Origin of the sequence: Flintibacter porci, assembly GCF_041925195.1 — a bacterium.
In the GTDB taxonomy this organism is placed as follows: Bacteria; Bacillota; Clostridia; order Oscillospirales; family Oscillospiraceae; genus Lawsonibacter; species Lawsonibacter porci.
The window spans coordinates 44528-57933 of record NZ_JBHEVB010000010.1 but is presented as its reverse complement, the minus strand read 5'-3'; the positions used below and the strand labels follow the sequence as shown (position 1 = coordinate 57933).

The 13406-nt window shown below is 59.4% G+C and carries 10 protein-coding genes; all 10 read right to left on the bottom strand.

Going from position 1 to position 13406, the window contains the following annotated elements:
• Positions 1-39: 39 nt before the first annotated feature.
• Complete coding sequence (locus tag ACEVJL_RS11720; protein ID WP_325208177.1) at positions 40-594, bottom strand: hypothetical protein; 555 nt, start codon at positions 592-594, stop codon at positions 40-42.
• 162 nt (positions 595-756) lie between these two features.
• Positions 757-4338, bottom strand: coding sequence for a chromosome segregation protein SMC (gene smc / locus ACEVJL_RS11715; RefSeq protein WP_374737973.1), 3582 nt, complete (start codon positions 4336-4338; stop codon positions 757-759).
• 83 nt (positions 4339-4421) lie between these two features.
• Entirely contained in the window at positions 4422-5483 is a 1062-nt protein-coding gene (locus tag ACEVJL_RS11710; protein ID WP_374737971.1) for a transglutaminase domain-containing protein, read from the bottom strand.
• 81 nt (positions 5484-5564) lie between these two features.
• Complete coding sequence (locus tag ACEVJL_RS11705; protein ID WP_374737969.1) at positions 5565-6734, bottom strand: sodium ion-translocating decarboxylase subunit beta; 1170 nt, start codon at positions 6732-6734, stop codon at positions 5565-5567.
• 14 nt (positions 6735-6748) lie between these two features.
• Complete coding sequence (locus tag ACEVJL_RS11700; RefSeq protein WP_110441286.1) at positions 6749-7426, bottom strand: OadG family transporter subunit; 678 nt, start codon at positions 7424-7426, stop codon at positions 6749-6751.
• Positions 7427-7441: 15 nt separating this feature from the next.
• Positions 7442-7870: a biotin/lipoyl-containing protein gene (locus ACEVJL_RS11695; protein ID WP_374737967.1), complete on the bottom strand. Its 429-nt coding sequence runs from the start codon at positions 7868-7870 to the stop codon at positions 7442-7444.
• Between the two features lie 179 nt (positions 7871-8049).
• Complete coding sequence (gene hgdB, locus ACEVJL_RS11690) at positions 8050-9186, bottom strand: (R)-2-hydroxyglutaryl-CoA dehydratase subunit beta (protein ID WP_325208171.1); 1137 nt, start codon at positions 9184-9186, stop codon at positions 8050-8052.
• Positions 9183-10646, bottom strand: a complete 1464-nt coding sequence (gene hgdA / locus ACEVJL_RS11685) for a (R)-2-hydroxyglutaryl-CoA dehydratase subunit alpha (protein WP_008982774.1) — start codon at positions 10644-10646, stop codon at positions 9183-9185. Before hgdA ends, hgdB begins: the two co-directional genes overlap by 4 nt.
• A 55-nt stretch (positions 10647-10701) precedes the next feature.
• Positions 10702-11499 (bottom strand): (R)-2-hydroxyglutaryl-CoA dehydratase activase HgdC, encoded by a 798-nt coding sequence (hgdC, locus tag ACEVJL_RS11680; RefSeq protein WP_151075426.1) that lies wholly within the window; start codon positions 11497-11499, stop codon positions 10702-10704.
• 108 nt (positions 11500-11607) lie between these two features.
• Positions 11608-13344 carry an acyl-CoA carboxylase subunit beta gene (locus ACEVJL_RS11675; protein WP_374738003.1) on the bottom strand — a complete coding sequence of 579 codons (1737 nt, stop codon included), beginning with the start codon at positions 13342-13344 and terminating at the stop codon, positions 11608-11610.
• Positions 13345-13406 lie beyond the last annotated feature (62 nt).

Below are 13406 nucleotides of genomic sequence, written 5' to 3'. Positions count from 1 at the left end.
TTCCCCACAGCGCAGACAGCTGAGGTCCTCCCGCATGACTCAATCCTCCCCGCTCCAGTAGAGTTCACCGCCGATGGCAATACACTTTTGTACCTCCAGCTCCCGGCCATCCAATACGACCCGAACGTTCTCTCCGTTCCAGGAGGAACGAAAGTCCTGGAAAATCAGCAGCTGGCCAGATTCCGCATCCTCACTGTCCTCGGAGGTGCGGATGCGCAGTACCAGCGCAGCGCTGCCGTCTTCCTGTTTTTCTTCCGTCACAGTAATATCGTCTGCATCCAGCATCCGGTCCTGCATAGGCAGGAAGAGCACATACTCCCCCGCCTCCTGCCGCTCCAGCCAGTAGGCTTGGTCACCCCGGTCCGCTTTCTCCAGCCACTGGGTCACCTCTTCGTTTTTGTCATCCTTGGTCAGCAGCATCCACTGGCTGTCGCCGCCGCTTTCCGTACTCAAAGGCTGCCGGATCACGTCCGGTTGGTTCTGCCCAATGGCCAGGTCCAGTGCCGCAAAGGCGATTTTCACGCCGATGAAAAGCACCACGACCAGTGCGATCATTCCAATGATGCTCCATTTTCCTTTTTTCTGCTCTTTCACGTGTTCCTCCTAGCGGATGTCCCGTTCCTTCGTCCTCACAAGCTGCGAATTCCTCGCTTTGCCCTTCCGGGCAAAGCTCGCTCTCTCCGCTGCTCGTCCTCTCCCCGCCCGACCCGCTGCGCTGGGCTCAGGCGGGGCCCCACGCATTCGCAGGGTCCGTGCCTATCGGATATTCAGTTCCTTCTCTACATCATTCAGGTTGATGGTCAGCATTCGGCTGATACCCTGCTCCTGCATGGTGACACCGTAGAGCACATCGGCTTCTTCCATTGTGCCGCGGCGGTGGGTGATCACGATAAACTGGGTGTGATCGGTCATGGCACGCATGTAGTGGGCAAAGCGCACCACGTTGTTGTCGTCCAGGGCCGCCTCGATCTCGTCCATCACAACGAACGGAGTGGGCCGCACCTTCAAAATAGCAAAGTATAGGGCAATGGCAACAAAGGCTTTCTCGCCGCCGGACAGTAGAGAGATGATCTTCAGCGCCTTACCGGGGGGCTGCACCTTGATCTCGATGCCGCAGTTGAGGATATCGTTGGGGTCTTCCAGCTCCAGCGTGGCTTTTCCGCCTCCAAAGAGCTCTGCAAAGGTCTCGCCGAAGGAGCGGTTGATACTGTCAAACTCCTGGGCAAAAATGGTCTTCATCTCCCCGGTGATCTGAGCGATCACATCCTCCAGTTCCTTCTTGGCCTTCTCCACATCGTCCCGCTGGTCAGTGAGGTAGGTATACCGCTCATTGACTCGCTCAAATTCCTCAATGGCTCCCACATTTACATTGCCCAGAGCGGAGATGCTCTTTTTCAGCTCTCCAATGCGGCGGCTGGCCTTAGGCACCGAATCGATTTCCACCCGCTGCAGCTTGGCCGCCTCGTGGGACAGTTCATAGGTTTCCCACAGCTTGTCCAAAATCTGCTTCTCGTCCATAGACGAGGCCATCTTTTTCTGCTCCAGACGGGAGACTTCCCCGCCGATGGTCAGCAGTTCCTTGTTCTTCTCCTGGCCTTCCCGAGTGGCTTTCACACGCTCACCCTCCAGCTCCATCTTTTCCTGATTGAGCTGGGCGATGGCCTGGTTCTGCTCCTCGTTCTCCAGGCGAAGCTGCTGCAGCCGAGTCTCCTTCTCCCCGATCTCCTGGGCAAAGGCCTCATTTTTCTCCTCATAGTCACCAATGAGAGCCCGGCTCTGGTCCTGGTCTCCGGCCAGATCCCGGCGCAGAGCCTCCAGTTCCTCCAAGGTATGCTTCCCGGTTTCCCGTTCTGCCTCCAGGGCGGCCAGACTGGCGTTGAGAGCTGCCAGCTCCTGAGTAATTTTCAGCGAGCGCTCCTGAAGATCATTCTGGCCCTGGGCCTTGCCCTCCGCTTCACTTTTCAGGGCGGCAGCGGCGCCCTCCAGTTCATGGATCCGGTCCCGGGCGCTTTGGGTGTCGGTCTCGATCTCCGCAGAGCGCTTCTTCAGCTGTTCCAGTTCTTCCTTCTGGCCGCTCTGCTGCCGCTCCAGGTCGCTGACGATGCTGCGGCACAAAGCCTGCTCGCCCTGGGCCTTCAGGATAGCGTCCTCCCATTCACGCAGCTGGGCCTGAGCGGTCTCCATCTCATAGGCGGCGGCTGCCGCTTCCCGGTTCGCCTCCTCCAGCTCCCGGGCTGCCTGGGCCAAGCTATCCTCCAACCCCTGGCGCTGCGCGGTGAGCCGCTCCAGCTCGTTGGCCCGGCTGAGAATACCGGCGCTGCGGCTGGCGCTGCCGCCGGTCATAGAGCCGCCGGGGTTCAAAACCTGCCCGTCCAGGGTGACGATGCGGAAGCGGTATCCGTACTTCCGTGCCACAGCGATGGCGGCATCCAAATGCTCCATCACGACGACCCGTCCCAGCAGGTTGGAAAAGACATTGCGGTATTGGGGCGCAAACTCCACCAGCTGATCGGCAATGCCCACGAAACCGGGCTCCCGGCTGAGGCTTCCCGCTTCCCGCAGATCTGAGGGTCGGATGGAGCTCAGAGGCAGGATGGTGGCCCGGCCGCCGTCCCGCCGCTTTAAGTACTGGATGACCGCCTTACCGTCTTCCTCCCGCTCCACCACCAGGTTCTGCATAGCTCCGCCCAGGGCGGTCTCAATGGCTACGGTGTACTGGTCGGGTACGTGGATGAGCCCGGCCACCGGTCCGTGGATATTGCGCAGCGTGCCCCGCTGGGCCTCGCCCAGCACCAGCTTAATGGCCTTGGAATAGCCCTCGTGCATTTTCTCCATTTCAGAGAGCATCTTGATCCGGGAGGCGAGGGCATTCTCCTCCATCTGCAATTTTACATGGCGGTCCTTGGCCCGCTCCGCTTTCTTCTTTCGGCTGTCCAGGCGCAGAGCATAGCCGGAGATCACATTTTTCACTCCGTCCCGCTCTTCCCGGGCATCCCGCTCCTTGCGGTCGGCAGCGGCGGCGTCAGTCCGGGCGGCTTCCAACCGCTGTTCCAGACTGCGCAGCTCCTGGCGCACCGCTTCATCCCGGTCCAACACCTCCTGGGCCGCGGCAGCCAATGCGGACAACAGGGTCTTTGCCTGGTTGGCATCGGCGGTCTTCAGTGCCTCCCGGCCCCGCAGTTCCTCCAGCTCCTTGGCCAAAGTACCTGCAGACAGCAGAGCTTGCTGCGCCTGCCGGTTTTTCTCTTCCACACTGCGCCGGGTTTCCTCCAGCTGGGCCTGGACCTCCTCCAGCCGGGCGCGCCGGTCCGCGATCTGGCTGTCCAGGCTGTCCTGACGCCCCTCACGCTGCTCCAACTCCTCCCGGATGCGGGCGGTACTCTCTAAATTATGCTGGATATTGCTTTTCAGTACGGCAATCGCCGACTCCAGTTCCCGGATGGTGGCATCTCGGCCCTGAATGGCAAAGCGCAGCTCATCCGCCTGGACCTCCTTGTCCCGCATCTGCATGGACAGCTGCTCCGCCCGGCCAAAGCTGGCCTCAACCGCCCGCTCCGCCGCCTCCTTCTGGCGCACCGCCTCTTTATAGTCGGTCTCCAGCTTGATGGTGCTAACCCGGATGCGCTCCAGGGTATCCAGCCACACGGAGATCTCCAGGCCCCGCAGCTCATCCCGGAAAATCAGATATTTCTTTGCTGTCTCGCTCTGAGCCCGCAGGGGTTCCACCTGCAGTTCCAGCTCGGAGATCTTGTCGTTGATCCGCACCAGATTTTCATCGGTGCGCTCCAGCTTCCGCTCTGCCTCTTCCTTGCGGTGGCGGAAGCGGGAGATACCTGCCGCCTCCTCAAAGATTTCCCGGCGGTCGGCAGACTTCACCGAGAGGATCTCATCGATGCGGCCCTGGCCAATGATGGAGTAACCCTCCCGGCCAAGGCCAGTGTCCATGAACAGCTCGTTGACATCCTTCAGGCGCACCGAGCGGCGGTTGATATAGTACTCGCTCTCTCCGGAACGGTAGTAGCGGCGGGTGACCATTACCTCGCTCTCATCCATATCGAAGATATGATTGGTGTTGTCCAGGACCAGAGAGACCTCGGCGTAGCCGGTCTGCTTGCGCTTGGCTGTACCGCCGAAGATCACGTCTTCCATCTTGCCGCCTCGGAGCACGCGGGTGGACTGCTCTCCCATAACCCAGCGGATGGCGTCGGAAATATTGGATTTTCCCGATCCGTTGGGTCCGACAATGGCGGTAATGTCCGACCCAAAGGTCAGCACCGTCTTATCTGGGAACGACTTGAAGCCCTGGATCTCCAATGCCTTTAAGTACAATGCTTCCACCTCGTTTTGCCCATGCAGGTCGCTTTCGCTAGTCAGATAGAAAGGGCATAAAAATAGATTATAATTATATCAAAAAAGTCGTGTTATTGCAATGTGTCCCCGGCAGTTTCCTCCTGGGGCAGAGGTGCCTCCAGCTCCTCTCCTTCGTTGGCCTGCTGGGCATCCAGCATATGCGCAGGGCATTCCGGCGTATAGGCCACCTGGAGCACTGCCTGAGGCCAGTTGAGCCGCACTCTGGGGTGCATATCCCGGCTCGCTCCTGCCCGCTCCAGGCATTGAAGGATATCCTTCAACACTGCCCGGGTAAGATAACCGCCTCTCCAGTGGAATACCAGCTCCTTCTTCTTCCGGGCAGCCTGTTCCCCCCGGCGCTCCACCTCTTCCAGCTTGGTAAAGGAGATTTTTTTCATCCGGTAATAGAATCCGTCGCCCTCTGAACAAGCAGGAGCCGGTGTGATGAGCGGCTCGTGGTCCCGGAAGATCCGCCGATCCTCCAGATTAAAGTAGTCGTAGCGGATAAGTTCCGGAGTACCTACAGAGTTATCAAAGGTGGCATCCAGATGATAGTACCGCCCGCCGATACGAACCACATTCCAGGCATGGCGGTATTTGATTCCCTTCTCCGGTGCATTCTCCGAAATAACCACAATACACCAAAGTCCCAGTTGATCGCAAAGGGCCTTCACTGATTTCGCAATGCCCTCGCATACTCCCACTCCCTGTCCCAGAGGTCCAATGATTTCATGGGAGTAAGGCTTTTTCAATTTATCGTAGCGCACCTGAGTACAGATGAAATCGTGGATATACCGTTCCTTCTCCCACTCGGTAAATGCCTGGGCAGGCCGGGCAAGTCGCTCCACCCGGGCGCGCAGCGCCTTCTGGTGTTCCCGGATGCGCCCCTTGTCAAAGAGATACTCGGGACAGAACTCTACCCGCAAGGCGTCCGGATGGACCCGACACGAAAAGTTGGTGATGTAGAAAATCTCCGGACAATCCAGGCGCAGATAAAACAGCACCTCACTTAGCTGTTCCATCTCCAGCCGAGGTACCGGGAAGGCTGGGCTCAGACTTTCTACCCCCCGTTTGATTGCATGGTAGGCCTCCTGCATAGGCTTGCTCAGGCGCTGATAGTAGTAGGGCTCCATAACATCTCCCTTTCAAACTGTAAGCGAAAAAATCCGCGGCGCAAGACTGCGCCGCGGATTTTACCGCTGAACGAATTGAGATTAGCCGCCAAACACCTTGATCATGAAGCCGGCAGCCACAGCGGAGCCGATAACACCGGCCACGTTGGGGCCCATGGCGTGCATGAGCAGGAAGTTGGAGGGGTTCTCCTTCTGGCCCACGGTCTGAGAGACACGGGCGGCCATGGGAACAGCAGACACACCGGCGGAGCCGATGAGGGGGTTGACCTTACCCTTGGTCAGGATGTACATCAGATCGCCCAGCAGCACACCGCCAGAGGTGGACAGCAGGAAGGCCAGCAGGCCCAGCACGATGATGGACACGGTCTGGAAGGTCAGGAACTTGTCATACACAGCCTTGCAGCCCACGGACAGGCCCAGAGGAATGGTGACAATGTTCATCAGGGCGTTCTGAGCGGTGTCAGACAGACGCTCACACACGCCACACTCACGGAACAGGTTGCCCAGCATCAGCATACCAATCAGAGGAGCGGTATCGGGCACCAGCAGGATCACGAAGATGGTCACGGCCACGGGGAAGATGATCTTCTCAGTCTTGGAGACGGTGCGCAGCTGGGTCATCTTGACCTTACGCATCTCCTTGGTGGTGAGCAGCTTCATGATGGGAGGCTGGATCATGGGGATCAGAGCCATGTAGGAGTACGCCGCAATGGCGATAGCAGGCAACAGATCCGCAGCCAGCTTAGAAGATGTCAGAATAGCAGTGGGGCCGTCAGCGCCGCCGATAACGCCGATAGCGGCAGCCTGAGCAGGCATAAAGGAAATCAGACCGCCGGTGACGGGGCCCAGAACCAGGGCCAGCAGGAAGGCGGTGAAAATGCCCAGCTGAGCGGCAGCGCCCAGCAGCAGGGACATGGGGTTAGCCAGCAGGGGACCAAAGTCAGTCATCGCACCGATGCCCATGAAGATGATGGACGGATAGATGGCGTAGTTGACGCCCTGATAGAGCACCCACATGAAACCAACGCTGCTGCCGGAGGGCTCATTGAGCAGACCGGTCAGAGGCAGGTTGGCCAGCAACATACCAAACGCGATAGGAACCAGCAGCAGGGGCTCAAACTTCTTGCCAATGCCCATGTACAGCAGCAGACAGGCAATGGCGATCATGATGACCTGGCGCCAGTCATTAGGCAGAGCGGCGAAGCCGGAGCCTCCAAAAATTGCACTTAAAACTTCTCCAAAGAAACCCATACTTCACCCTCCTTTCAACCGATCGTGACCAGCAGGTCATCGGTGTTGACTGCGGTGCCCACCACAGCGGACACAGACTTGACGGTGCCGTCCACGGGAGCGGAGACCTCGATCTCCATCTTCATGGCCTCCAGCACCACCAGCACGTCACCGGCCTTTACAGCCTGACCAACCTGGCACTCCACCTTGAAGATGTTGCCGGGCATGGGGCTGTTGACAGCGGTCTCACCAGCAGCCACAGGGGCAGCAGCGGGAGCCGCAGCAGGAGCGGGAGCGGGCGCAGCCGCGGGAGCAGGAGCAGCAGCAGGGGCAGGGGCGGCGGCAGGAGCCGCAGCCACGGGAGCCGCAGCAGGAGCCGCGGTGACATTGGTAATACGGAAGGAGTTGGGGCTCATGCCAGACTCCTCGGCAATGGCAGCCATCATCACAGCCACCATCTCACCCTCATCCACCGCGGGAGCAGCGGGAGCTGCCGGCTTGGGAGCAGGAGCGGGAGCGGCCTTCTTGGCAGGAGCGGCAGGAGCCGCCTTGCCCTCAATGGAGCTGACGATCTTGGAGATGATAATGATGACCAGAGCCAGAATGGCCAGCATCATGAACACCACCACGATACCACAGACAGCGACCATCAGAGCCTCGGGCACGCTCAGCGGGGTAAACGGGTCCAGAATTGCTTTGTTAATATCAGGCATAGATCAGACCCCCCATTAACCCAGGGTGACCAGCAGATCGTCGGTGTTGACAGCAGTGCCAACCACAGCAGAAACAGCCTTAACAGTGCCGTCCACGGGAGCGGAGACCTCGATCTCCATCTTCATGGCCTCCAGCACCACCAGCACGTCGCCAGCCTTCACAGCCTGGCCAACCTTGCACTCCACCTTGAAGATGTTGCCGGGCATGGGGCTGTTGACGGCAGTCTCACCGGCAGCCACAGCGGCGGGGGCAGCAGCAGGAGCGGGAGCAGCGGCGGGGGCGGGAACAGCAGCGGGCGCGGGGGCAGCGGCAGGGGCAGGAGCAGCAACGGGGGCGGCCACAGGGGCAGCCATGACAGGAGCAGCGGCCGCGGGAGCGGCGGCGCCGGTCTTCTCCACCGTTACACTGTAAACCTTGCCGTTCACGGTAACATTGTAGTTCATAGTTTGTTTTCCCCTTTTCTAAATGGAATGGGTTGGCTTTCCAGCCAATTTTGCAGTCTGGAAAGTCAAACGGTCGGTCCTTCGCCCGCCCGCAGAACGGGCGAAGGACCGAAATTACAACCATTGTAACATTTTTGCAGGATTTCTGTCAAGAAATTCCCGGTACTTTAACGGAAAACTTACAGCACGTCGGCGAAAGCCTGGATGGCGGTGCTGGCCTGGCCGAAGTCCCGCATCTGCTGGTCCACGCCCAGCTTGATGTGGGGGATACCGGCGTCGTCCAGAGCCTTCTTCAGGTAGGGATACTCCATCTCCTCGGGGTCGCAGAACTGCTGCATGAACAGCACCAGACCCTGAGCGCCGGACTCCTTCACCATCTGCACCACATAGTCGGCGCGGCGGTTCTTGTTGGAGCACTCATCGTACAGGAGCACGTCATAATCCTGATCAGCGAACTGCTGAGCCAGAGCCATCATGGGATCGCCCTCTTCGCTGGCGTCCACACGGAAGGCACGGGTCTCCTGGGCCACGTCGTCGGCGGCGATAGCAATGTTGTTGTCGTCGAAGATCTGCAGCAGCTTGGGGTTGTCGCAGATGATGCCGGAGGTAACAACCTTGCGGCCCTTCCAGTTGGAGGCGGGCAGCTTGGAGAGCTCCTCATTCAGCTCTTCCAGCTTCTGAGCGTGGACGGCGGGCTCCATGAACCAAGCGGAGCGGAGCACAGCGGAACGCTCCACAGCGGAGATCGCCTCGGGGTGCTGACCGGCCAGCTTGACGAACTCACGGCGGGCCTTGCGGCTGCGGTTCATAACCTTGATGGCATCACGGAGAGCCTCGTCGGTGATGGTGTTGCCGGAGATCTTCTCCAGCTCGCTCTTTACGTGCATGTACTGGTCCACGGTGAACTGCAGGCCGAAAGCGGGCTTACGGTTCTGGGGGTGAGCCAGGAAGATGCAGGGCAGCTTGCCCTCCATGGCCACGCGGAAGTTCTGGCTCATGGGACGCAGGGTGTCGCAGATGGTGGGGGTGATGATGCCGTCCAGCTGATCCAGGGTGCCGTCCAGCAGCATCTCCAGAGCCAGCTGAGCGATGGTGCAGTAGAAGGTAGCGCAGTACTCCTTGGCCTGGGCGATGGTCTTCTTGTTGCTGCCCCAGATACCCATGGGCACCATACCAGCGGCCACGACCAGCTCCACGGGAGCAAAGTAGGGCAGCACGCCGATGACCTTCTTACCCTCCTGCTTATAGGCGGAGATTACCTGATAGGGGTGTTCAGAACATTCCTTAAACTCGTTCAGCAAAACTTCGGTGCTCATTTCGCCTCAGCCTCCTTCTTCGCTTGATTGGCCTCCATGGCCTCTACCAGGCCCTGGACACGGGTCTCATACTGGGCCTCGTTAAAGTTCCGGGGATCGGCCTGGTCGCCGTCGAAGCCGGCGCAGGGAACACCCAAATCCTTGGTAAAGCGGCGCTGCATCTCGGCCATGTAGCCAGACCAAGGCTTGCAGGAACGGTTGTAGTGGACCAGCACGCCGTCCACCTTGTTGTCCCGGCAGATGCCCTCACGCCACTCAACGCCCTGCTCGATACACACGGAGTTGGGGGCCTTGTAGTAAGCACGGGCCATCTCATCCATGTTGTTGTACACGAAGCCGAAAGCGGGGGCGTACACGACGGCAGTCACGTTAACGCCGTTGGCCTTCAGAGGCTTGAACAGGTTAGGCAGCTTGGGCCAGCAGGGAATACCCTCGAACATGACGCGGAACTTCTCGGGGAAGGGAGTGGTGCTCTTGCCTTCCTTGACAGCCTCGGCCAGGTCCTTCTCCAGCAGCTCGAAAGCCTCAGCAGCAGCCACCTTGCCGCGGGCAGTAACCACGTCAGCCATGTGGTTGAACAGATCGAAGCCGCTGTAGGGGGCGGGCTTGTACTGCAGGTAGTCACACACGCGCAGCCAGGCCTTAGCGGTGCGGTTGGCGTTCTCACAGGCGTGCTCGAACTTCTTCTCGTCGAACTTCTTGCCGGTGATCTGCTCCAGCTGATGGATGGCAGCGTCGAACTGAGCACGGACATAAGCCACGTTGGTGTCGTGGACGTCCACAGTGTTGTTGTAGGGGATGTCGATCATGATCAGGGGGATGTTGCACATACGGGCGATGTTCTCATACCACTTGGTCATGCAGTTACAGATGTTGTTGCAGCACAGCACGAAGTCGGGCTGGGGCATACGCATCTGACGATAAGGCTTGATGGCCTCACGGCGGAAGTTCTTGTAGGCGATCTCCTTCTCGGTGGTCTCGGGCAGAGCCTCGATCTCATAGATGTCATCCAGCACGGTGTAGGGCTGCATGGTCTTGGGATCCTTCTTGGGCTTGCCGGTCTCGGGGTCGATGACCACGTTGCCGTTCTCGTCCTTCAGAGGCTTGCCGCTCTTGGGATCGATGATATACTCCAGGGTCTCGGGGTCAAACTTCCGGGACGCACGCTTGCCGGCAGCATAAGCCAGGCTGATACGGGCATAACCGCAGATGTCGTTGTCGTAGCCCAGCTCCTCGGCAGCCTTACACATGATCTCACCGTCACGGTTGGCGGCGATACCAGCGGCCTGGTTCTCGGGGTACATCACGTTCAGATCAAAGGCCTCAGCCAGCTCGCAGGGGAACTTGGAGCTGGACCAACCAACCAACTTGCCCTCGGCATGGGCCTTGCGGGCATCAGCATACACATCCTCGACGACCTTGCGCAGGGCCTTGACGCCGGGGCTCACTTCTTTAGCCATTGTTGTGTCCTCCTCACTTAAAAATCGTCCATATTATTGTTTGTCGGCAAAAGGATCAGTCCTTTTGCTCCTTCAGGTACCGCTGATAAGCAAACAGCGCCGCCCCCAGAGCACCATTGTACTGGGTCAGGGGGGAGGTGTGGATTTCGTGTCCCAGTTCCTCCTCCAGGGCCTTGACCACCCCGGAGTTCTGAGCCACACCACCGGTCATGACCACCTTCTCCCGCACGCCCACACGGTGTGCCAGGCCAGCCACACGGGCGGCCACGGAGTGGTGGATGCCATTGATGATGTCACACTTGTCGGTGTCCATCGCCAGCTGGCTGATGACCTCACTTTCCGCAAATACGGTACAGGTGGAGCTGATGGCCACATCCTTGGTGGATTTGGCCGCCAGATCACCCAGCTCCTCTACCTTTACCTCCAGCACCCGGGCCATGACGTCCAGGAACCGGCCGGTGCCGGCAGCGCACTTGTCGTTCATGACAAAGTTGGTCATCACGCCGTTTTCCACCTGCAGGACCTTGACGTCCTGGCCGCCGATGTCGATGACGGTGTGCACGTCGGGGAACAAGAAGCTTGCTCCCTTGGCGTGACAGCTCAGCTCGCTCATCTGGTGGTCGGCGATCCCCTCCAGAGAATTACGGCCATACCCGGTAGCCAGCACATAGGCCATCTGATCCCGGGTCATACCCGCGCTCTCCAGCACCTCAGCAATTGCCCGCTGAGGGCCGCTGGTTCCGGCGCCGACCGAAATCAGGGACTTGCTGACGATCTCTTTGCCATCGCGCAGCATCACGCACTTGGAGGCAGTAGAACCAATATCGATACCAAGAGTGTAAATGTTATCCATCAAACTCGCTCCGTCAAAAATATGGTTTCCCCACTATACGGGGATTGGATATGGTGCCGGGACCCCATTTGGGGTCCCGGCGCATACGCCGGTCACGTTGGGCCGGTCTTACTTCTTGAAGGTCTCGAAGTCCCGGATGGTGCGGGGCAGCAGCATCTGATGGAAGGGGCAGATGCTCTCGGGGTTCTGGTAGCAGGAATCGGTGAAAGCCACGATGTAGTTACGCATCATGGGCATATCCACGATCTCGTCCACCAGGCCGGCCTTGGCACAGTAGAAGGGCTTGGACTTCTCGTTGTAGTCGTTGATCAGGGCATTCATCTTGTCGATGGTGGGCTGCAGATCCTTGCCAGCCTTCTGATCCTTGGCCAGACGGCCAGTGTACATGGCGTTGGCAGCGGTCTCGCCGTTCATGACGTTGATCTCGGTGGCAGCGGTGCCCAGAGAGAAGGCGTTGTTGTCGTTGCCCTGAGGACCACCCAGCACGTAGTGGGCGGCGGCGGTGCCGCGGCGCAGAGTAATCTCCATCATGGGCAGCTTGCTGCTCTGGATGGAGTAGATCAGGCTCTGGCCCAGACCCAGCAGCTCAGCCTTCTCAGCGTCGTTGCCGACGTCGATACCGGTGGTATCCTGGATCCAGATCATGGGCAGACGGTCACGGGCACACAGGGTGACGAACTCGTTCATCTTGATCAGGCCCTGGCGGTACAGCTTGCCGCCCACGCCCATGGCGCCCTGCTTATACTCGGGGTAGTTGGGGAACACGCCCTGCTGGTTGGCAACCACGCCCACCAGAAGGCCGTCCACCTTAGCCAGGCCGGTGATCATCTCGGGACCATAGCCCTTCTTATACTCCATGAACTGGCTGCCGTCGAACAGACGGGCGATGACAGAGTACATGTCGTAGGGACGCTTCTTGTTGTTGAGCACCAGGTCATACAGCTCTACGTCGGAAGCAGCGGGAGACTGGGGAGTGTCCACGCGGAAGAACTCCAGATCGTAGGAGGGCAGCATGTCCAGATACTTCTTGATGCCGGCGATCACGCCGTCCTCACCGGAGTAAACCTCACGGAAGAAGCCGGTCTCGCCGTAGTGGATGGCCACGGTTCCGGGAGGATCCGCGCGCAGGCCCTTGGTGGCCTCGATCTGAGCCAGAGCGGCCTCCATGTCCACGAAGCCCTTGGGGTTCATGCCGCCCACGATGCCGGCGCCGCCCACGGCCATGTTGGCCTTCTCATGGGCGATCAGGATGGTGGGGCTGATGGAGTGATAGCCGCCGCCGGCGGGGTTGGTACCGTAGATGCCGACGATGACGGGAATGCCCATCTGGTTGAGCTCAGAGTTACGATAGAAGGGGGTGCCGCCGCCGCGACGGTTGGGGTACACCTTCTCCTGCTGGTCCAGCTCAACGCCGGCGCAGTTCAGCAGGTACACCAGGGGGATACGCAGACGCTTGGCAGTGTCGCTGCCGCGCAGCAGGTTATCAGCCTGGCCGGGAACCCAGGTACCGGCGTGCTTCTTGTTATCGGAAGCGATAACCACGCACCACTTGCCGTTGACGCGGCCCAGACCCTTGATGATAGAGGTAGAACCGTTCTTGTTGTCCTCGGGGTTATACAGGCTGTTCAGGGGGCACCAGGTGCCGGGATCCACCAGCATGGAGACACGCTGCATGGCGGTCATCTGGCCCTTGGCGTTCATATCCTCGTCCTTCTTACCAGCAGCCAGGGCAGCCACGATCTTAGCGTGGATGTCCTCCTCGACGGCCTTCAGCTCAGCCACGTTCTCGGGGTTGGGACGGACGGCCTTGCCCACGGTGGGCATATTCTGGAAATAACGAGGCATGGAATAGTTACCCAATGTAAACTCCTCCTTTAAATATTTGGTCGTTGATGTCACACATACAG

Coding starts and splice junctions, on each gene's coding strand:
- ACEVJL_RS11710 (WP_374737971.1), bottom strand. CDS start 5,483: ATGGAGCCCTACTACTATCAGCGCCTGAGCAAGCCTATGCAGGAGGCC.
- ACEVJL_RS11705 (WP_374737969.1), bottom strand. CDS start 6,734: ATGGGTTTCTTTGGAGAAGTTTTAAGTGCAATTTTTGGAGGCTCCGGC.
- ACEVJL_RS11700 (WP_110441286.1), bottom strand. CDS start 7,426: ATGCCTGATATTAACAAAGCAATTCTGGACCCGTTTACCCCGCTGAGC.
- ACEVJL_RS11695 (WP_374737967.1), bottom strand. CDS start 7,870: ATGAACTACAATGTTACCGTGAACGGCAAGGTTTACAGTGTAACGGTG.
- hgdB (WP_325208171.1), bottom strand. CDS start 9,186: ATGAGCACCGAAGTTTTGCTGAACGAGTTTAAGGAATGTTCTGAACAC.
- hgdA (WP_008982774.1), bottom strand. CDS start 10,646: ATGGCTAAAGAAGTGAGCCCCGGCGTCAAGGCCCTGCGCAAGGTCGTC.
- hgdC (WP_151075426.1), bottom strand. CDS start 11,499: ATGGATAACATTTACACTCTTGGTATCGATATTGGTTCTACTGCCTCC.
- ACEVJL_RS11675 (WP_374738003.1), bottom strand. CDS start 13,344: ATGCCTCGTTATTTCCAGAATATGCCCACCGTGGGCAAGGCCGTCCGT.